We start from the raw sequence: 18,840 nt of genomic DNA, 5'->3' as shown, positions 1-18,840 counted from the left end.
AATTAAAAGAGCTATATCAACATAAAATTAATATACTAACATTTTATTCAAGCTCAACTTTAGTTGCTCCTGCTTCAATAAGTTTTTGCTTTATTTTTTCTGCTTCGTCTTTAGAAACATTAGCAGTCAAATCTTTGGGTAAAGACTCAACTAATTCTTTCGCTTCTTTTAAATTCAATGTAGAATTAACTTCTCTAATAGCTTTAATCACTCCTATTTTTTTGCTTGCATCAATCTCTTTGATTACAACTTTATATTCAGCTTTTTCTTGAGCAACAGGAGCATTAGCATTATCACTAATAGGCACCCCAGCACCAACAGCTCCACCAAGAAAAGAACCACTAGGCAACCCTATTTTTTCTTCTAGAACTTTTACAAGTTCAGAAGCTTCTAATAGATTTAAAGATAATATTTTATCAACCAAATCACTTGTTACATTATTCATACTGACCACCTTATTTAACAACAAATTTATTTTTTAGAACTATAGTAATCCAAAACTCTCATAAGCCTCATAGAAGATGAATTAATAGACAATGCTAACCGAGCAGGAATATCATAAGATATTAAACGCATAATTTTAACACGTAATTCATCCAGAGAGGGAAGCTTAGCCAATTTATTAACATCTTCCACTGTTAATAATTCATTTATATGAGCCGCACAAATCACAGACATTTTTTCTTTGTTAGCATTAATAAAATCAACTATTAACTTTGCAGCTTCTACTATAGCGCTAGAGTATATAATAGCAACAGAACCAGAAAATTTACCTGATAAATAAGAAAATTTACCAGTCCTTTCCAAAGCCAAGCAAGCTAGAGTATTTTTAACTACTAACATCCCACCCATTACAGATTTTAGACTATTCCTAAGAATTAATGAATTGCTAACATTCATAGACTTGAAATTTACCAATATTAAGAAATCATTATTTACAAACACATTCATTATGTTTTGTATAAATTCATCCTTATCTTTACGCTTCACAATTTCGCTCCCTTAAATTATATCTTCTACTTTGTTTATTTTATGAGCTTTACCCATAGTTGAATTTAAAAAAACGCTTTTAAAGTAAACTCCTTTCACAGAAGCAGGTTTATTGTCTCTAATTACTTTAAGAAAGGCTTTTAAATTTTCCAGCAAATCATCAATATCAAATTTAATACTTCCTAATTTACCATGAATAACACCATTTTTATCCGTCCTGAATTTTATTTGACCAGACTTAATGGTTTTAGTAGCTTCCGCAATGTTAGAAGTCACAGTACCAAATTTAGGGTTAGGCATCAGCCCTTTAGCACCCAATATTTTTGCAATAGAAGTGATTTTTGCCATGAAATCAGGAGTAGTGATGCACCAATCAACATTCAACTTTCTACCTTTTTTTATCTCTTCAACCAAATCTTCTCCTCCTGTAATATCAGCACCAGCTTTTTCAGCTTCTAATAAATGTTTATCTTGAGCAAAAACAGCTACTTTAATATTCTTCCCGATACCTTTAGGCAAAACTACTGTACCACGCACCTGCTCTTCAGATTTACGTGAATCTACACCTAAATTGACTGCGATATCAACTGATTCATTAAATTTTGCTGAAGCAGACTCAACAATCTTCTCCAAACACTGCTTAGAATTATCATTATATGTACTCATTTACCTAACCTTCCACAACTTCTATACCCATAGATTTTGCAGTGCCTATAACCATCTTCACTGCTGAATCTTCATTATCCACTTTCATATCAACCATCTTACACTTTGCCACTTTAATGATAGCAGACATAGATAATTTAGCCACTAATTCTTTACCAGAATTACCAGAACCTTTACTTAATTTAGCTTCCTGCTTAAGCAAATAAGCCACAGGTGGACCGCTGACAGTAAAATCATGAGAGCGATCATCCTTTATGGAAATTCTCACTGTTACTAAATCACCTACTTTATGACTAGCGTTAGCAGCGCTAGTAGCTTTATTAAAAGCTTCACAAAATTTAGGAACAGGTATACCACGCGGGCCAAGTACTGAAGCAATTTTCGGTCCTGGAACTGCTTTCCCAGCTTCCATAAGTAAGTTAATCTTAGCAACTATATTACTCATAATTAATCCTCTATTTTCTCTACTTGAGCCAAATCAAGCTCTATTATTGTTGGCTTACCTAAGATTGATACTTCAACATTAATAATTTTTTTCTCGTCATTTACCATATCTACCTTACCAGTAAAATTTTGAAAAAGACCATCATTAATTTTTACTTTTTCACCTTTCTCATAACCATAACTCAACTTTTTCGTTTCTTGAGCATTGTAAAGCGCACTACACATTGAGCGAATCTCATTATCCTCAATCACCTTTGGAACATTACCATTTTTCAAAAATCCATAAACCTTAAGAGATTTTGGTATATTATTAATAAAATTTAATACCTCATCGCATAAATTCATGTATAAAAAGACATAACCAGGAAAGGACTTCCTTCGTTTAGCATTTTTTTTAAATTTTAAATCCATCTCACTTAATTCTTCACAAGGAATAAAAACCCTATTAAAATAATTATTAATATTCAATCTCATAGAATTTTCTAATATATATTGGCGCACTTTCTCTTCATAATTAGAGGCAACTCTTAAAATGTACCACTTATACCTATTAAATTCCTTACGTTTTAAAATTACTTCATCATCTGAAATCATCTCAAAATGACCAGACTCATCACCACAAAACCCAGTCATTTGATTCAAAATATTTTTGCTTTCATCACACAGATGCATACATATATATACTTCACATAACTCTTTTATATCAGATTTTACATCACATACTGTCTGATAAGGAATAAACACCTCCTTAAAGTAAACAGTATTGATTGCCAACTCGCATATATCCTTCTCATACCCGTAATCGACTTTAATGATATACCATTTATACTTATATTCCATAAATAATTCCAAATAAAGTCTTAATTATGTAAAGAGACATAAAATCTACGAAGCAAAAGAAAATCGAAAAGCATAATATAACAATTATTACAATAAACAAAGATGACAATACTTGCTGTTTTTTTATCCAAGCAATTCTCCTTATTTCTTGCTTCATATCGCAAAAAAAAACATACAGGTTTTTTAACATTTCTACCATAATATTAATGCAGGAGCGATAGGAATTGAACCTACAACCTCTGGTTTTGGAGACCAGCGCTCTACCGATTGAGCTACACTCCTATAATTCAAAGTTTACTCTAAAATTTCCGAAACAACCCCAGAACCAACAGTTCTACCACCTTCTCTTATCGCAAAACGCAATCCTTTATCCATTGCTATTGGTACTTGCAACTCCACTTCTATACTTACATTGTCCCCTGGCATTACCATCTCCTTTCCATCTAGCAATTTTATGCTCCCAGTTACATCCGTTGTCCTTAAATAAAACTGTGGCTGATAATTTCCAAAAAATGGTGTATGCCTTCCTCCTTCTTCTTTCTTCAATATATACACCTCCGCATTAAATTTCTTATGCGGGGTTATTGTCCCTGGTTTTGCCAATACTTGCCCTCTCTCCACTTCTTCTCTCTTTGTTCCTCTTAGTAGTATTCCTACATTGAGTCCTGCACTTCCCTTATCTAGCAACTTCTTAAACATCTCAACACCAGTACATATCGTCTTTTGCGTCCCTTTCAGACCTATTATCTCTATCTCGTCCCCTGTCTTTATCTCCCCCTTCTCTATTCTTCCTGTTACTACCGTCCCTCGGCCCGATATTGAAAATACATCTTCTATTGGCAACAAAAACGGCAAATCTATAGGCCTTGGAGGTACTGCCACATACTCATCTAACTTCTCCATCAATTTATCTATTGATTTCTTTCCATACTCACTACTATCATCCTCTAATGCTTTTAACGCAGACCCAACTATCATAGGCACTTCATCACCTGGAAATCCATACTTACTCAGCAACTCTCTCACTTCCATTTCTACCAAATCTATCATATCAGCATCAGCAACATCAGCTTTATTTATATATACCACGATATATCCAACACCCACCTGTTTTGCCAGCAATATATGCTCTCTCGTTTGTGGCATCGGCCCATCAACCCCTGACACTACCAATATCGCTGCATCCATCTGTGCTGCACCTACTATCATATTCTTTACATAATCAGCATGTCCAGGGCAATCAACGTGTGCATAGTGTCTCTTTTCTGTTTGATATTCAACATGCGCTGTTGCTATTGTTATACCTCTCTTTCTCTCTTCTGGCGCTTTATCTATTTGATCATATGCTACAAAATTACCATAATGCTTTGTTATCGCCGCTGTTAACGTTGTCTTCCCATGATCCACATGTCCTATCGTTCCCACGTTTACATGCGGCTTTCCAAATGCTTCTACTATCGCTGTCATAATTACTAACCTTTAATTATACTTTAACTTTAACTCATCAACCACATATTGTGGCACTTGTTCATAACAAGAAAAATGCATACTATACTGAGCTCTTCCCTGAGATATAGAACGCAAAACATTTATATAACCAAACATATTGGCAAGAGGAACCGAAGCAGTAATTATTTTGCTATTATTACCTAAATCCAGCATATCAACAACACTGCCTCTTCTACTATTTATATCACCCATAACATCACCCATATATTCTTCAGGAGTAATGATTTCCACTTTCATTATAGGTTCTAGCATTTTTGGACCAGCTTTATTTGCCATTTCCTTAAAAGCACCTTTAGCAGCAAGTTCAAAAGCCAAAGGACTAGAATCAACATCATGAAAAGCACCATCAAGAAGAGTAGCCTTAAAATCAATCAATGGAAAGCCAGAAATTATACCACCTTCTTTTATCAACTCTAAGCCATTTTGCACTCCAGGTATATACTCTTTTGGAATAGCACCGCCTACAATTTTACTTTCAAACTGAAAGCCAAAACCAGGCTCAAGAGGTTCGAATTTTATTTTAACTTTAGCAAACTGACCAGCACCACCTGATTGTTTTTTATGAGTATAATCAATTTCAACAGATTTAGTGATAGTTTCACGATATGCAACTTGAGGCGCACCAACGTTAGCTTCAACATTAAACTCGCGCTTCATTCTATCAATAATAATCTCAAGATGCAGCTCACCCATACCTTTCAATATAGTCTGCCCACTCTCCGCATTTACTGACATCCTTAAAGAAGGATCTTCTGCAACCAATCTATTCAAAGCAACACCTAATTTTTCCTGATCTGAGGTAGTTTTCGGTTCTATAGCAGTTTCAATAACAGGATCAGGAAATTCCATACGCTCTAATAGTATAGGAAAATCAGATGAACATAAAGTATCACCAGTAATTGTTTTCTTTAATCCAACTAAGGCAACTATATCGCCAACTTTAGCTTCGTTTATATCTTCTCTGTTATTTGCATGCATAAGCAACATTCTACCAATTCCTTCAGTCTCATTCTTTCCAGCATTTAACACAGCAGATTTAGATTTTAACTTACCAGAATAAATACGAATAAACGTCAAGCTACCTACAAATTTATCCGTCATCACTTTAAACGCAAGAGCAACGAATTTCTCTTTTTCTGAAGGTTTGATCTCAATTTTCTTTTCTGAATCTTTAGGATCAGTTCCAATAATTACATCAATATCAATAGGAGAGGGTAAAAAATCAACCACACCATCTAAAAGTGATTGCACGCCTTTGTTTTTAAAAGCTGACCCACATAATACAGGGACAAATTTTCTTTTAATGGTCCCATTTCTCACACACTTTTTCAATAAATCAATTGGCAGATCGTTAGATTCAAAGTAAGTATTTATCGCCTCATCATCCATTTCAGCTGCAGCATCTAATAAAAGATTTCGATACTCTTGAGCCTTATCAAGCAAATCGGAAGGAATATCTTCATAAGAAAATTTAGCGCCCAATGTTTCTTCTTGCCATATAATAGCTTTCATAGAAATAAGATCGATTATGCCTTTAAAATCTTTCTCACTTCCTATTGGCAACTGAATAACTAAAGGTGATGCGCCAAGCTTTGTTTTTATCATATCGACACATCGATAAAAATTTGCCCCGATTCTATCCATTTTATTAACAAAGCAGATACGAGGAACGGTATATTTATCAGCTTGACGCCAAACTGTCTCAGACTGAGGCTCAACTCCAGCAACTCCATCAAATACAGCAACTGCACCATCCAAAACCCTCAAAGATCTCTCAACCTCAATAGTGAAATCAACATGACCAGGAGTATCTATTATATTAATCCTATGATCATTCCAAAAACATGTTGTTGCAGCAGAGGTAATTGTAATGCCACGCTCCTTCTCTTGCTCCATCCAATCCATAGAAGCCGCACCATCGTGCACTTCACCAATCCTATTTTGTTTACCAGTATAAAATAAAATACGCTCTGTTGTGGTGGTCTTGCCAGCATCTATATGAGCCATTATTCCTATATTTCTATACCTAGATATTAAAACTTCCATACCACAATCAATCAGCTAATATTAAAAACGAAGATGAGAAAATGCCTTATTAGCTTCAGCCATTTTATACTTTTCTTCACACATCTTAAATGCACCACCACATTTATTATAAGCATCTAATATTTCAGACTGCAAACAATAAATAGTAGTTCTACCGCTCTTTTTTCGAGCAGCAGAAGTTGCTCTAGCAATCCACCTTAATGCCAAAGAAATTGCTCTATCTTGACGAATTTCAACAGGGACTTGATAAGTTGCACCACCAATACGCCGAGAGCGTACTTCTATAGAAGGGGTAACATTTTCTACTGCTGTTTCAAAAATTGATAAGGCATCTTTGCCTATTTTCTTTTCAGCTAAGGACAAAGCACTATAAGCAATCTTTTCTGCAATAGATTTTTTACCACATTTCATAATTATATTAATAAAACGCATAAGCAAGACACTACCATAACGAGAGTCAGGGCTTGTTCTTTTTTTTGCTTTATTACGACGTGCCATAAATTTTAACCAGATTTCTTTACACCATATTTTGAACGAGCTTTCTTTCGATTTTGCACACCACGCAGATCAAGAGCACCTCTTATTATGTGATAACGTACACCCGGCAAATCCTTAACTCGCCCACCACGTATTAAAACAACGGAATGCTCTTGTAAATTATGACCTTCGCCAGGTATATAAGCCGTCACTTCACCGTATCCACTAATCTTTACTCTAGCTACCTTACGTAGTGCTGAATTAGGCTTTCTAGGAGTTGTAGTATATACCTTAGTGCAAACACCCCTTCTTTGAGGATTGCATTTTCCCAAAGCTGGCACCTTCTTCTTGCGAGTTAACCCTGATCTACCTTTACATATTAATTGATTTATCGTAGGCATATACTGTAAATTTAAAACTCTGAAAACAACTAAGTCTTAGTTATAAAATAATAAACCTCAATAGTCAATATAAAAATAAACATTACTACTCTAATAATCTCAGCCTAATTGCTTTGAAAGCTACCGATAATTATATGCTAAAGCGCATATTGGTTTTAATATTAAGAAATTATCACTTGCTGTGGTCGAATTAATATAGATATGGAACAAGTAATATACTGTGATAGCTATCAAAGAATATGCAGAAAATAATCCTTATAATAGAGCCAAGAGCTTCTAACATTAATGCAAAAATACTAACCGAATTACCAGTAAAGCCAGATGATTTTTACAATCCTACTCTTGACACTTAGATTTAATGCAGCTACCCTAAGTTCAAAATTCTATACTCAATTTTGCTGTTCTTGTATACAAGGAACACGTTTTTAGAATAATGAAAACAATCAGCGCTTTAATTAAAGAAGGGTCAAAGCTACTATCATCACATAGAATTGAATCACCACATTTGGATTGTGAAATCATCATGCAGTACGTACTTGGAGTAGAAAGATCATTCACAATCATGAATCACACCAATCAGGTACCAAGAAACAAAGAACTTCTATTCTGGCAATTAACAAAAAAAAGAGCAGAAAGATATCCAATATCGCAAATAATAGGTAATCGTGAATTCTGGAGTAAAAATTTTATAGTTAACCAACATGTTCTAGATCCAAGACCAGATAGTGAAACAGTAATTTCAACAGTGTTAAAATATTACCAAAATAAGAAGCAAAAAATAAAAATTGCAGATTTTGGCACAGGCACAGGCTGTTTGTTGATCTCCATACTTAGTGAGTATGAATATGCTATTGGAGTTGGTTTTGAAAAAAGCCTGGAAGCATACAAAATTACCTGCCAGAACACAAAGAAACATAATCTTCTCAACAGAGCTAAAATATTTCCAAATTCGTGGACAGAATGTAGAGATTTATTTGATCTCATAATAAGCAATCCTCCATATATCAAAAGAAGTAAGTTAAAAGATCTGCAAGCTGAAGTACAAAAAGAGCCAAGAATTGCTCTTGATGGTGGTATCGATGGATTGAGCTGTTACCTGAGTATTTTTCCAATATTGAAAAAGTGCCTTAAAAAAGATGGGTTTGCGATACTGGAAATAGGCGAAGATCAAAGCAATATTGACAAAATAATACCCTTATATGGACTGGCTTTTCAGGAATACGTATACGACTTGGCTGGAATGAAAAGATGCATTGTTGTAAAGCAAGATAAAGAACATGACTAGTAGAACGCTAGCTTTCTAAGAACCTGTTCATAATCTCAAGAAAGGCATAAAGTAAGAAATAGAGTGTATAAATTAGGATATATGAGGAGTGTATACCCAAGTGACATAAGTCGAGAGAAGTTTGAGATTATTTCACCAGATCTGGAGTCTTGTGGAAAAAACAAAACCAAGAAAACTTGATTTGTATGATATATTTTGCGGAGTATTGTACACCCTAAAAAGTGGTTATCAATGGAGGATGCTACCAAAAGAGTTTCCAAGACGGCGCAATTGTTATGATTATTTCAAAAATGGAGTGAAAAAGTAAAAGGAAAGAAAAAACCAGCTTTTGCATAATTGACGCTCAGAGTGTAAAGAACGCAGACACTGATGAAGAAAAAGGCTATGACTCTGGTAAAAAAATCTCAGGAATAAAACGCCATATCGCACAAGATATAGATGTTTGCTATTTATTCTTAAGCTTATTTAAATAGCATTTTACTTTTTTTAGTATGTAGAGATTTTCTAGGAATTATTCTATTGAATTCTATGATATTATTTTTTGTAACATTGTTATACATACCATAAGAGTGAACTGACGAAATTTCTAAAGGAGTTTTATGGCTTAGCTACATGATACTGACACTCAAGTAAATTTTCATCAATGACGCAATTTGCTATGTCTATATCTCACATAGCTTACAACTTGCTTTACTCCTTTTACTTTTCTTGCAATTGCTATTACAGCTTTTAATTCCGCCTTATTTTGAGCTATACCCATCAAATAAACGACTCTATCAACTGTATTAACGCTATAATTAATTGATTTAATATTTCTTTTTCCCAGAAGCCTCGTGCTTATCTCTGCTGTTATCATACCATCGACAGTAACATCTAGCATAGAAGACATTTTAATTGGTGTAACTCTTATTTCATTTATCACTTCTTTAATCTCTTTTTGCTGCCAAGCTATTTTCTCTGCCGTGAGTTGCTTTTCATGATTATCAACATTTCCAATGAGTAATACTCTTCCTTCACTCACTTTAACTTTTATAGATGAGAATAGTCCGTGTTTTAAGAGTCCCTTATTGATTCTTATTACTATAGTTGTATCATCAATAATGTTTCCCAAGGATTTATCTTGCATTGTTATTGCTGTAGCCGCTGCAGTTGCTGTTACCACTATACCACTCACAAGAGTCGTACAGCCACTCTGTGTAATCAGAAAAATTGCGAGTAAGAAGCTTGCTATTAATCTCATTATTAATCTCCAGAGTTTAGAGCTTTAATTAAAGAATATTAATAAGCTTTTTTTATTGTGTAAATACTATAAATTGAATAAGCCTTGAATATTTCTAAGACAGTACTTATCTTAATAATGTTAGTTAAAGTAATTCAGGCTTAGATTCATAGTGGAGTTAACCAGTATTATAAGTTCAGTCTGTAGTATTAAAATCTAATCTTTAAATTGCATAAGATGACAGAAGTGGTTATCTATAAGTTAATGAAGGGTTCTTGCGGATATGGCGAAATTGGTAGACGCGCCAGGTTTAGGTCCTGGTGAGCTTGCTCGTGGGGGTTCAAGTCCCTCTATCCGCACTTAAAGTCATGTAACTCAGGTTTTAAGAGAAAATTTATAATTACTAAGTACACTTTTGTTTGTATAAGAACCTGTTCTTAAGGATTGTATTTAACTTAAATTCTGGTAAAATGGCTTTATTAAAACATAAATAAAATATTGATAACAGGTTGTAATGTCTAGTAATATAACTCAAAATGCAGTCGAAGCAGATACATTAAGTAATATATATACCTATAAGGAACTTAGTGTAGATAAACTAAAGTATGAGTATGAAATCACAGTTAGTAGTGATTATATAGAACAAAAGATAAACTCTAGATTACAAGAAATAGCGAAGGATGCAAAACTGCCTGGATTTAGATCTGGAAAGATGCCTTACGATCTTGTTGTTACAAATTATAAAAACGAAGCTTTGGAATATGTGATACAAGATACGATTGACTATTGCTCAAGTGATTTAATGAAAAAAATCGAAGTTAAGTCTAACATCCATCCTAAGGTTGATATTATGTCATTACCAAACCTGGATAAAAAGGATGAAAAAGGCGACTTTCTGTACAAATTATCTTTTGAATCGATGCCAAAAGTGCCAGTAATAGATCTTGATAAAATAAATTTGAAGAAAGTTAAGGCAAAAATCAAAGAAGGAGACATAAAAGAATTTATTGATTCTATAAAAACAAAATTTCCTAACCTTGTCTCTGTTAATGATGCTTCTTATCAAGCAAAAAACGAGGATAAACTGATAATTGACTTTGAAGGGCGAATTAGAAATAAGCTCTTTCAAGGTGGAAGTGGCAAAAATTTTACTGTTAATTTAGGATCTGGAACATTTATAAATGGTTTTGAAGATCAATTAATTGGCATGAAAAAAGGGGAAACAAAAAGCTTTAAGTTGAGATTTCCTGAAGATTATCAGGTAATTTCCCTTGCGGGGCAGGAGGCTGCTTTTTCTGTTCGAGTTAATGATATTCAGATTGCCAAAGATTTGCAAAGTGATAATGAAATAGCTAGGAGAATTGGTTTTGAAGATCATTCTTCGCTAATAAATCATGTAAAAGAAGTAATTGATAATCAGTGTAAAGAAATGGGAGATCTCTTAATTAAGAAAGAGCTATTTGATTGTTTGGATGCTAGTTATAGTTTTGATTTGCCTATAGAAGTAGTAAAACAGGAACAGCAGAGAGTGGAAAGAGAGTTGAATGCTAAAGATGATTCTTGTAAAGAAGCTGAAAGACGCGTAAAGCTTGCAATGCTATTTATGGAGTTCAGTAAAGAACATGAAATATCATTAACTCAAAGTGATATTATGAATGTTATTGTAAATCAATATGTCAGTAAAGATGTATCATTTGACAGAGTATTTAAACATTTTAAATCAGACGGACAATTTCAGGAATTAGTTAGAGGGCAAGCGCTTGAGTATAAAGTGACAGATTATATGATAGAAAAAGCTAGTAAAGAAGAACAGATTGTTTCTGTGAAAGAATTAAAGGAATTATTTGATAATATTTGATAGGAAAAGGTATGACTCTTATACCAATTGTAGTTGAACAAACTAGTCGCGGTGAGCGGGCTTATGACATATATTCAAGGCTAGTAAAAGAAAGAATAATTTTCGTAACTGGCCCTATTGAAGACAACATGGCCAGCGTAATAGTAGCACAGCTTTTATTTTTAGAATCGGAAAATCCCGATAAAGACATTTGTATGTATATTAACTCACCAGGTGGTGTTGTAACTGCTGGTTTGTCGATCTACGATACAATGCAGTATATAAATCCAGACGTTTCAACTTTGTGTATAGGTCAAGCTGCATCTATGGGTTCTTTGTTGCTTACAGCTGGTGCAGAGGGTAAACGTTACTCGCTACCTCATTCAAGAATTATGATACATCAGCCATCTGGTGGTTATCATGGGCAAGCAACTGATATAGAAATACATGCTAATGAAATTTTGCGAGTTAAGAAAAAATTAAATCAAATTTATGAAAAACATACTGGAAATTCACTAAAGAAAATTGAAGAAATGATGGAAAGAGATAAATTCATGGATCCTGAAGAAGCAATGAAAACTGGCTTAATTGACAGAGTAATAGCTGAGCGTAAAGATATGAAGATTGAAAATATTAAAGTTAAACAAAAGGTAGTTTAATGGATAACAATAATGATTTACACTACTGTTCTTTTTGTAACAAGGCACAAAACGAAGTAGATAAATTGATTACTAACTCTTCAGATGGTTTAAAGGTGTTCATTTGTAATGAATGCATAGAGTTATCCCATAAAGCAATAAGTCAAAAGAAAGAGAGAGCTTTTAATTCAGATCATATATCTGATATGAAGCTATTACTAAAGAAACCTGAAGATATAAAAAATTTTCTTAGTAAGCATGTTGTAGGTCAGGAACATGCGCAACACGTTTTATCTGTGGCTATGTATAACCATTGTCAATCCATGGTGCAACTTCATTCTATAAGTGATATTGAAATTGAGAAGTCAAATATAATGCTTATTGGCCCTACTGGTTCTGGTAAGACTTTGCTAGCAAAAACACTTGCTAAAGTTTCAGATGTGCCATTTGCTATGGCCGATGCGACAACTTTGACTGAGGCAGGTTATGTAGGTGATGATGTAGAAAGCGTGTTGTCACGTCTATTACAAGCTGCAAATTATGATGTTGCAAAGGCACAGCATGGTATAGTGTTTATCGATGAAATAGACAAGATCACAAGAAAGTCTGAAAGCGCTTCAATAACCCGTGATGTTTCAGGTGAAGGGGTCCAACAAGCTCTACTAAAAATCATGGAAGGTACGGTTGCTTATGTTCCTCCACAAGGAGGGCGAAAACACCCGCAACAAGAGTTTATACAAGTAGACACTAGTAACATACTATTTATTTGTGGAGGAGCTTTTGAAGGCCTAAATAAAATTATTGAGGCAAGAAAAAAGGGAACATCAGTTGGCTTTGGAGCGGATATAAGTCAGTCTAAAGCACAAAAGAAAAAAAATGCTTTACGCGATGCTCAACCTGAGGACTTAATCAAATTCGGTTTGATACCCGAATTTGTAGGACGGGTTCCAATAACTGCCGTTCTAGATGAGCTTGATCACGAGGATTTAATACATGTGTTGACAGAGCCAAGAAATGCGCTAGTAAAACAATATAAAGCATTGCTTGCATTTAGTAAAGTAAACCTTGAGTTTTCAGATGAAGCAATATCAGCTATTGCTAAAAAAGCTATAAGCTATAAAACAGGTGCAAGGATGTTACGTGCTATCTTAGAGTCACTTTTGCTTGATGTTATGTATATATCCGGCAACGGAGGTTTTGAAGGTAGAACTATAACGGTTACTAAGAAAATGGTAGAATTAGGCAAAGCGACGATTAATCATAATAATAAGGGTAGTGTTATAACGGTTAATGATTAATTTGAGGCATATATTATGAATATTGGACATGCTGTAAACTTTAATTCTACTGTATTACCAGTATTACCTCTAAGAGATGTAGTAATTTTTCCAAATATAATGCTGCCTTTATTCGTAGGTAGAGAAAAATCTGTTCATGCACTAGAGTATGCAATAAGTAGCAGTAGTCACCAAAACGAGATTTTTCTCATAGCACAAAAAGATGGTTCTATTGATAATCCAGAGCCAGAGAATCTTTATGAAGTAGGCGTGTTAGCAAATATTATACAACCATTAATAAAACTGCCTGACAATGCAGTAAAAGTCATGATTCATGGGGTAAGAAGGGGAAGAGTTATAGAATATATTAGCTCTCACACTTTGTTAGAGGCCAGAGTAGCGTTGGATGGTCATTATGAGTATGGAGAAAATGAAGACAATATTGATTTAGAAGCTTTAAGGCGTTCTGTTATAGATGCATTCGACAATTGGTGTAAACTAAGCAAGAAAAGTCGGCCCGAGATTATTATTGACCCCATTGATCAAGTTAAAGAGGTTAATCAAATTGTAGATATGATAGCTTCGCACTTAAATATAAAGGTATCAGATAAGCAAAACATACTTGAAGTTTATAACCCAAAAGAGCGTTTAAAAAAAGTTTTTGCTCTTATTGAGAGAGAAATAAGTATTTTGAGTGCACAAAACCGCTTGTATAAGACAATTAAATCACAGGTTGAAAGTACTCAAAGAGTTTACCTTAATGAGCAATTAAAAGCTATACAGAAAGAATTAGGTGAGTTTGAAAATGGAGATGAAGGGAATATACTCAATGAATTTGAAAAAAAGATAAATGAAACAAAGCTTTCTGAAGAAGCAAAAGAGAAAGCCATAACTGACTTAAAGAGATATAAGAAAATGAATCCCATTTCTCCTGAAGCAACAGTTATATCTAGTTACTTGCATTGGTTGCTTGATTTACCATGGAGAAAGTACAAAGATGCAAAAATTAACTTAAATGCGGCTAAAAAAATCTTAGATGAAAATCATTATGGCATAGAGAAAGTAAAAGATAGAATAATAGAATTTTTAGCAGTATTAAAGAGAGTAAAAGAGATAAAGGGTCCTATACTTTGCTTAGTTGGACCACCTGGTGTTGGTAAAACTTCTTTAGCTAAGTCTATGGCAAAAGCAGTAGGAAGAGATTTTGTTCGCATATCTCTTGGTGGTATACGTGATGAGTCTGAAATACGAGGACACAGGAAAACTTATATTGGCTCAATGCCTGGTAAAATCATTCAACACATGAAAAAAGCTAATTCATGCAACCCGCTTTTCCTTCTTGATGAAATAGATAAGATGGGTTCTGATTCGCGTGGTGATCCTGCATCTGCATTACTTGAGGTTTTGGATACTGAGCACAATAAACATTTTACAGATCATTACTTGGAAGTTGAGTTTGATCTTTCAAGTGTAATGTTTGTAGCCACAGCAAATAGCTTAAATTTACCGCATCCTTTGCGTGATAGGATGGAAATTATACAATTATCTGGGTATACCGAAGACGAGAAGATCAGTATTGCTACACATCACCTTATTCCAAAATTAAAAAAAGAGCATGGTTTGCATCAGAAGGAGTGGGAAATAACCAATGAAGCATTATACGAGTTGATACGTTTATATACACGTGAAAGCGGCGTGCGAAGCATGGAAAGGGAACTTGCAAAACTCATGAGAAAAGCAGTTAAAGCAATATTAACTGATAAAAATAAGAAAATATCTGTAGAGATTGGTAATTTACAAGATTATCTAGGGGTACGTAAGTATACCTTTGGCATTGCAGAAAATGAGAGTTTGGTAGGGATAGTAACTGGTCTTGCCTATACTGAAACAGGTGGTGATATTTTGATGATAGAGTCAGTCCTAATTCCTGGTAAAGGGGAGATAAAATATACAGGAAAGCTTGGAGAAGTTATGCAAGAGTCTATAAAAGCTGCGTATAGTTATGTGCGATCAAATTGTTTATTTTTCGGTATAAAGCCCGAAAAATTTCAAAATAATGATATACATTTGCATGTACCTGAAGGTGCTGTGCCAAAAGATGGTCCCTCTGCTGGCAGTGCAGTATGTACGTCTATTGTTTCTCTCATGACAAATATATCAGTTAACAAAAGTGTTGCTATGACAGGCGAAGTAACATTGCGCGGTAGAGTTTTGGCTATCGGGGGCTTGAGAGAAAAATTGCTTGCTGCGCTAAGAGGATCAATCAAAACTGTGATTATACCAAGTGAAAATGAGAAAGATATGCAGGAGATTCCCGCAAATATTAAAGAAGGGATCAACGTAATTTTTGTTAAGAATATTGATGAAGTTATAAAAATTGCTTTAACTCGCCCTATTACTTCAATTGATGGTGATAGTCAAAATAGTCTACCTTCCTCCATAGAAAATAAAGATAGTACCTTCTCTGCGTTAGAAACATTAAAGCACTAAATTGAAAAGGTTTATGCAATTTTCGTTTCTTTTTTTTTAACCTCAAAGCTCTGATTTGAATACATAAATTACAAGTAACATATATGGCAATTTCATAAGTTCATTTTTCAAGCATATATTGCAATATCTCACTAGCAATTGCAACATCTTGGCGTGGAGTTTTGCCATGTTCTATAAACACTGAGATTGCATAGCGCGGATCATGGTAGGGGCCATAAGCGATAAACAATTTATGACTTTCACCTTTAGAGTTTATCTCTGGTGTACCGGTTTTGCCAGCAATTTGTATACTGCCTAGTCCTTTTCTATAGTTAGAATTCACCACGTCAAACATAGCTTTTCGAACCACACTAAGATGCTCATGATTCACATCAATATCAAGAAAGTCTTGCCCTGGTTTACTCATCTCAATGTGGGGAATTACCTCCTTTCCTGTTGCAACCCTCGCTGCAAGAACCGCAAGCTGTAATGGCGTTGTAAGTAAATACCCTTGTCCTATAACTAAGTTAATGGTATCACCTAAATACCACTCTGAATATAGCTTGCGTGCACGCCAATCCACATCAGGCAACAATCCCGGAGCTTCTTCCTTAAACATTCCAATTAATGGTCCACTTCCTATACCAAATTTGCTAGCCATTTCTAGTAGAGAATCTACATTTATTTTTTTTCCTATATTATAAAAGTAAGTGTTGCATGAGAAGGCCATTGCCTCGTTTAAAGATACATATCCATGGACTTTGCTTTTTAGGCAACGAAATTTTCGTTCACCTATTTTCATATATCCCCTACACGAGAACTTTTCTTCTGGTGTTATTATTCCATCTTTTAAACCCGCAAGCGCATCTATTATTTTAAATATTGAACCAGGTGGAATTTGATATGATAATGCACGGTTTACAAGCGGTAATGAAGGATTGTTTAAATTTTTCCAAGTTTCATTTGATAATCTGCTAGTGAAAAGATTATTATCGTAAGAAGGTGAATTATATAATGCTAAAATTTCTCCGTTATTTACATCAATTACCACTGTGGAACCTTGGTGGTCTTTAAATATCTCTGCAATTTTCTTCTGTAAATCAACATCAATTGTTAGCTGTATATCTTGTCCATCTTGCTGCGGTATGCTAGATAACTCTCTCATGATACGCTTCTTAGAATTTATTTCCTGCTCAGATTTTCCGGTCTTGCCTTTTAATACATGATCATATGTATATTCAATTCCACTAACCCCTGCTTCATTTATGTCTTGCTGTTTTTTTGTATATCCGATTATATGAGAACATATCGAACCAAACGGGTAATAACGTTTATAAAGAGCAGTTATTTTTGTATCTGATGATTTTGTTGTATCAGGTTTAATTTCTGATAACATCTGCAAATCAACTTCCCTAGTAAAGGTTTTTTGCCCATCAAATAAAACAATATACGAAATTTTGTTTACTGCGAGTTCAACGCTATTCCTATCCAAAATCCTGCCTCGTTTAGGCACAATAGTAACAACTTTTGTCCTATTATTATTGGATAGCACTTCATATTTTTGTCTATCTCGTACTTGTAAAGTATACAACCTATAACTAAAAATAGCAGAAATAGTAAGCTGAATACCACCTAATATGAATGCCCTGCGGTTGAAGACCTTGTTTTTTGTCCACATAGAATTCCTTTAGAATGCACTCCTTCTCCTTTTATTGGCATATTTCTAGCTTTCACCACATCACAAATCCTCTTTTCCCAATCACTTAAGGTAACAAGCTCATAACCCCATTTTTTTAGTATTTTAATAATCTGAGGTAAAGCTTCAACTGTATTTGATTTGTTATCGTGATCATGGAACAATATAATCGCTCCATTATGTACATTGCTTAAAACTCTTTCAACCAGAATCTCTGATTTATCGCCTTGCCAGTCCAGAGAATCAACTGTCCATAGTATGGAACACATATTTAATCGATTAGTATTTTCGATCAAATTATCATTGTGACATCCATATGGTGGACGAAACCATTTTACATTCTGTTCTGTTGCATTTTTAATTGCCACATTTGTCTTTTCCAGTTCTTGCAATTGCTCCTCACTTGAAAGTGATGTCAACTTCCTATGCGACCAAGAATGATTACCTAATTCATGACCTGCTTTATGGATTTTGTTTACTATTTCAGATGTTTTTTTATTTATACGCTCACCAAGCACAAAAAATGTCGCTTTTGTTTCATTGCTCTCTAGAATATTAATAATATCTCCTGCTCTATTATAAGACGGTCCATCATCAAACGTAAGTGCAACGAACTTATCTTTGTTATTCAATAATTTCTTTATATTACTTAAATTTCTATATGATAGATCCAAATCACAACTGAGCCCACGATATGGTAAGTTAAAGTTACAATCACTACAGAAAACTGCGCTTGAATATAGCAAAAGAAAAGCGATTATTCTTATAAACATATATAATCAGCAAAGTGATAGAGTACTACACTTTTTTGCTAAATTAAACCACTTTTAACAGCTACTGTTTACTTCGTTACTTTATCAATATATTATATTAATAACTTTATATAATATAGTATGATTGCAAATATAAATACCGTTGCACTTCAGGGAACCAGCACAGTAAATGTTAATGCACAAATTCACATGGCAAATGGTATTCCAGCTTTTAAAGCAACAAGGACAACATTGCAAATTTAGAGTTCAAAAGGGTTATTCCTCGAGAACTAC

The 18,840-nt window shown here is 34.2% G+C and carries 19 protein-coding genes, 2 tRNA genes and 1 pseudogene; 8 read left to right on the top strand and 14 right to left on the bottom strand.

The genetic code is table 11. The features are described from left to right. Window positions 1-43: 43 nt before the first annotated feature. The 11 genes from rplL to rpsL all read right to left on the bottom strand — a co-directional run bounded on the left by rplL (window position 44) and on the right by rpsL (window position 7,373). Window positions 44-445 carry a 50S ribosomal protein L7/L12 gene (gene rplL, locus ABWU33_RS01890; protein WP_007301986.1) on the bottom strand — a complete coding sequence of 134 codons (402 nt, stop codon included), beginning with the start codon at window positions 443-445 and terminating at the stop codon, window positions 44-46. A 26-nt stretch (window positions 446-471) separates the two neighbouring features. Beyond that, window positions 472-990, bottom strand: a complete 519-nt coding sequence (rplJ, locus tag ABWU33_RS01885; protein ID WP_007301987.1) for a 50S ribosomal protein L10 — start codon at window positions 988-990, stop codon at window positions 472-474. Window positions 991-1,002: 12 nt separating this feature from the next. Next, window positions 1,003-1,656, bottom strand: a complete 654-nt coding sequence (gene rplA, locus ABWU33_RS01880; RefSeq protein ID WP_250120082.1) for a 50S ribosomal protein L1 — start codon at window positions 1,654-1,656, stop codon at window positions 1,003-1,005. 4 nt (window positions 1,657-1,660) lie between these two features. Next, window positions 1,661-2,101: a 50S ribosomal protein L11 gene (locus tag ABWU33_RS01875; protein WP_250120083.1), complete on the bottom strand. Its 441-nt coding sequence runs from the start codon at window positions 2,099-2,101 to the stop codon at window positions 1,661-1,663. A gap of 2 nt (window positions 2,102-2,103) precedes the next feature. Further along, the gene (gene nusG / locus ABWU33_RS01870; RefSeq protein WP_353280922.1) at window positions 2,104-2,940 is read right to left on the bottom strand and encodes a transcription termination/antitermination protein NusG; all 837 of its coding nucleotides are present in this window, start codon (window positions 2,938-2,940) and stop codon (window positions 2,104-2,106) included. Beyond that, complete coding sequence (gene secE / locus ABWU33_RS01865) at window positions 2,930-3,097, bottom strand: preprotein translocase subunit SecE (RefSeq protein WP_246433261.1); 168 nt, start codon at window positions 3,095-3,097, stop codon at window positions 2,930-2,932. Before secE ends, nusG begins: the two co-directional genes overlap by 11 nt. Before the next feature lie 52 nt (window positions 3,098-3,149). Next, window positions 3,150-3,222 (bottom strand) — tRNA-Trp (locus ABWU33_RS01860). A 12-nt stretch (window positions 3,223-3,234) separates the two neighbouring features. Beyond that, window positions 3,235-4,407 (bottom strand): elongation factor Tu, encoded by a 1,173-nt coding sequence (tuf, locus tag ABWU33_RS01855; protein ID WP_211907845.1) that lies wholly within the window; start codon window positions 4,405-4,407, stop codon window positions 3,235-3,237. A 12-nt stretch (window positions 4,408-4,419) separates the two neighbouring features. After that, complete coding sequence (gene fusA, locus ABWU33_RS01850) at window positions 4,420-6,495, bottom strand: elongation factor G (protein ID WP_211908501.1); 2,076 nt, start codon at window positions 6,493-6,495, stop codon at window positions 4,420-4,422. 21 nt (window positions 6,496-6,516) lie between these two features. Further along, on the bottom strand, window positions 6,517-6,993 hold the full coding sequence (gene rpsG, locus ABWU33_RS01845; protein WP_211908503.1) for a 30S ribosomal protein S7: 477 nt from the start codon (window positions 6,991-6,993) through the stop codon (window positions 6,517-6,519). Between the two features lie 5 nt (window positions 6,994-6,998). Beyond that, a complete protein-coding gene (rpsL, locus tag ABWU33_RS01840) occupies window positions 6,999-7,373 on the bottom strand; it encodes a 30S ribosomal protein S12 (RefSeq protein ID WP_010406837.1) in 375 nt (124 codons plus the stop codon). 433 nt (window positions 7,374-7,806) lie between these two features. Here rpsL and prmC point away from each other — a divergent pair, with 433 nt between their 5' ends. Both prmC and ABWU33_RS01830 read left to right on the top strand, forming a co-directional pair. Beyond that, the gene (prmC, locus tag ABWU33_RS01835; RefSeq protein WP_353280920.1) at window positions 7,807-8,658 is read left to right on the top strand and encodes a peptide chain release factor N(5)-glutamine methyltransferase; all 852 of its coding nucleotides are present in this window, start codon (window positions 7,807-7,809) and stop codon (window positions 8,656-8,658) included. A gap of 81 nt (window positions 8,659-8,739) precedes the next feature. Continuing rightward, a pseudogene (locus tag ABWU33_RS01830) lies at window positions 8,740-9,092 on the top strand (transposase); the annotation flags it as partial. Between the two features lie 206 nt (window positions 9,093-9,298). Here ABWU33_RS01830 and ABWU33_RS01825 read toward each other — a convergent pair. Then, complete coding sequence (locus ABWU33_RS01825) at window positions 9,299-9,898, bottom strand: BON domain-containing protein (protein WP_211908509.1); 600 nt, start codon at window positions 9,896-9,898, stop codon at window positions 9,299-9,301. 256 nt (window positions 9,899-10,154) lie between these two features. Here ABWU33_RS01825 and ABWU33_RS01820 point away from each other — a divergent pair. From ABWU33_RS01820 to lon, 5 genes are all read left to right on the top strand, one after another. After that, window positions 10,155-10,236, top strand: a tRNA-Leu gene (locus ABWU33_RS01820). A gap of 155 nt (window positions 10,237-10,391) precedes the next feature. Then, window positions 10,392-11,735 (top strand): trigger factor, encoded by a 1,344-nt coding sequence (gene tig, locus ABWU33_RS01815; protein WP_353280918.1) that lies wholly within the window; start codon window positions 10,392-10,394, stop codon window positions 11,733-11,735. A gap of 11 nt (window positions 11,736-11,746) precedes the next feature. Further along, window positions 11,747-12,373 (top strand): ATP-dependent Clp endopeptidase proteolytic subunit ClpP, encoded by a 627-nt coding sequence (gene clpP, locus ABWU33_RS01810; RefSeq protein WP_007301999.1) that lies wholly within the window; start codon window positions 11,747-11,749, stop codon window positions 12,371-12,373. Continuing rightward, on the top strand, window positions 12,373-13,650 hold the full coding sequence (gene clpX / locus ABWU33_RS01805) for an ATP-dependent Clp protease ATP-binding subunit ClpX (RefSeq protein WP_353280917.1): 1,278 nt from the start codon (window positions 12,373-12,375) through the stop codon (window positions 13,648-13,650). Before clpP ends, clpX begins: the two co-directional genes overlap by 1 nt. Window positions 13,651-13,665: 15 nt before the next feature. Continuing rightward, window positions 13,666-16,119, top strand: a complete 2,454-nt coding sequence (lon, locus tag ABWU33_RS01800) for an endopeptidase La (protein WP_353280916.1) — start codon at window positions 13,666-13,668, stop codon at window positions 16,117-16,119. 100 nt (window positions 16,120-16,219) lie between these two features. On the opposite strand, the gene ABWU33_RS01795 is transcribed toward lon, so the two are convergent. Further along, window positions 16,220-17,776, bottom strand: coding sequence for a penicillin-binding transpeptidase domain-containing protein (locus tag ABWU33_RS01795; protein ID WP_211908515.1), 1,557 nt, complete (start codon window positions 17,774-17,776; stop codon window positions 16,220-16,222). Next, the gene (locus ABWU33_RS01790) at window positions 17,731-18,567 is read right to left on the bottom strand and encodes a polysaccharide deacetylase family protein (protein ID WP_211908517.1); all 837 of its coding nucleotides are present in this window, start codon (window positions 18,565-18,567) and stop codon (window positions 17,731-17,733) included. The genes ABWU33_RS01795 and ABWU33_RS01790 overlap by 46 nt, the downstream gene beginning before the upstream one ends. 120 nt (window positions 18,568-18,687) lie before the next feature. Here ABWU33_RS01790 and ABWU33_RS01785 point away from each other — a divergent pair, with 120 nt between their 5' ends. Then, the gene (locus tag ABWU33_RS01785; protein WP_264337643.1) at window positions 18,688-18,810 is read left to right on the top strand and encodes a hypothetical protein; all 123 of its coding nucleotides are present in this window, start codon (window positions 18,688-18,690) and stop codon (window positions 18,808-18,810) included. Window positions 18,811-18,840: the final 30 nt, after the last annotated feature.

Origin of the sequence: Wolbachia endosymbiont (group B) of Cyclophora punctaria (assembly GCF_964028235.1) — a bacterium.
In the GTDB taxonomy this organism is placed as follows: Bacteria; Pseudomonadota; Alphaproteobacteria; order Rickettsiales; family Anaplasmataceae; genus Wolbachia.
Note: the sequence above shows the minus strand (reverse complement) of the source record. Positions and strands in the feature narration are given on the sequence as shown.

Excerpts from the sequence above, each read along its gene's own strand:
- clpP (WP_007301999.1), top strand. The coding sequence starts at position 11,747 with ATGACTCTTATACCAATTGTAGTTGAACAAACTAGTCGCGGTGAGCGG.
- secE (WP_246433261.1), bottom strand. The coding sequence starts at position 3,097 with ATGAAGCAAGAAATAAGGAGAATTGCTTGGATAAAAAAACAGCAAGTA.
- ABWU33_RS01825 (WP_211908509.1), bottom strand. The coding sequence starts at position 9,898 with ATGAGATTAATAGCAAGCTTCTTACTCGCAATTTTTCTGATTACACAG.
- ABWU33_RS01785 (WP_264337643.1), top strand. The coding sequence starts at position 18,688 with ATGATTGCAAATATAAATACCGTTGCACTTCAGGGAACCAGCACAGTA.
- ABWU33_RS01795 (WP_211908515.1), bottom strand. The coding sequence starts at position 17,776 with ATGTGGACAAAAAACAAGGTCTTCAACCGCAGGGCATTCATATTAGGT.
- prmC (WP_353280920.1), top strand. The coding sequence starts at position 7,807 with ATGAAAACAATCAGCGCTTTAATTAAAGAAGGGTCAAAGCTACTATCA.
- tig (WP_353280918.1), top strand. The coding sequence starts at position 10,392 with ATGTCTAGTAATATAACTCAAAATGCAGTCGAAGCAGATACATTAAGT.
- rpsG (WP_211908503.1), bottom strand. The coding sequence starts at position 6,993 with ATGGCACGTCGTAATAAAGCAAAAAAAAGAACAAGCCCTGACTCTCGT.
- rpsL (WP_010406837.1), bottom strand. The coding sequence starts at position 7,373 with ATGCCTACGATAAATCAATTAATATGTAAAGGTAGATCAGGGTTAACT.
- nusG (WP_353280922.1), bottom strand. The coding sequence starts at position 2,940 with ATGGAATATAAGTATAAATGGTATATCATTAAAGTCGATTACGGGTAT.
- ABWU33_RS01875 (WP_250120083.1), bottom strand. The coding sequence starts at position 2,101 with ATGAGTAATATAGTTGCTAAGATTAACTTACTTATGGAAGCTGGGAAA.
- fusA (WP_211908501.1), bottom strand. The coding sequence starts at position 6,495 with ATGGAAGTTTTAATATCTAGGTATAGAAATATAGGAATAATGGCTCAT.
- ABWU33_RS01790 (WP_211908517.1), bottom strand. The coding sequence starts at position 18,567 with ATGTTTATAAGAATAATCGCTTTTCTTTTGCTATATTCAAGCGCAGTT.
- rplL (WP_007301986.1), bottom strand. The coding sequence starts at position 445 with ATGAATAATGTAACAAGTGATTTGGTTGATAAAATATTATCTTTAAAT.
- rplA (WP_250120082.1), bottom strand. The coding sequence starts at position 1,656 with ATGAGTACATATAATGATAATTCTAAGCAGTGTTTGGAGAAGATTGTT.
- clpX (WP_353280917.1), top strand. The coding sequence starts at position 12,373 with ATGGATAACAATAATGATTTACACTACTGTTCTTTTTGTAACAAGGCA.
- tuf (WP_211907845.1), bottom strand. The coding sequence starts at position 4,407 with ATGACAGCGATAGTAGAAGCATTTGGAAAGCCGCATGTAAACGTGGGA.
- lon (WP_353280916.1), top strand. The coding sequence starts at position 13,666 with ATGAATATTGGACATGCTGTAAACTTTAATTCTACTGTATTACCAGTA.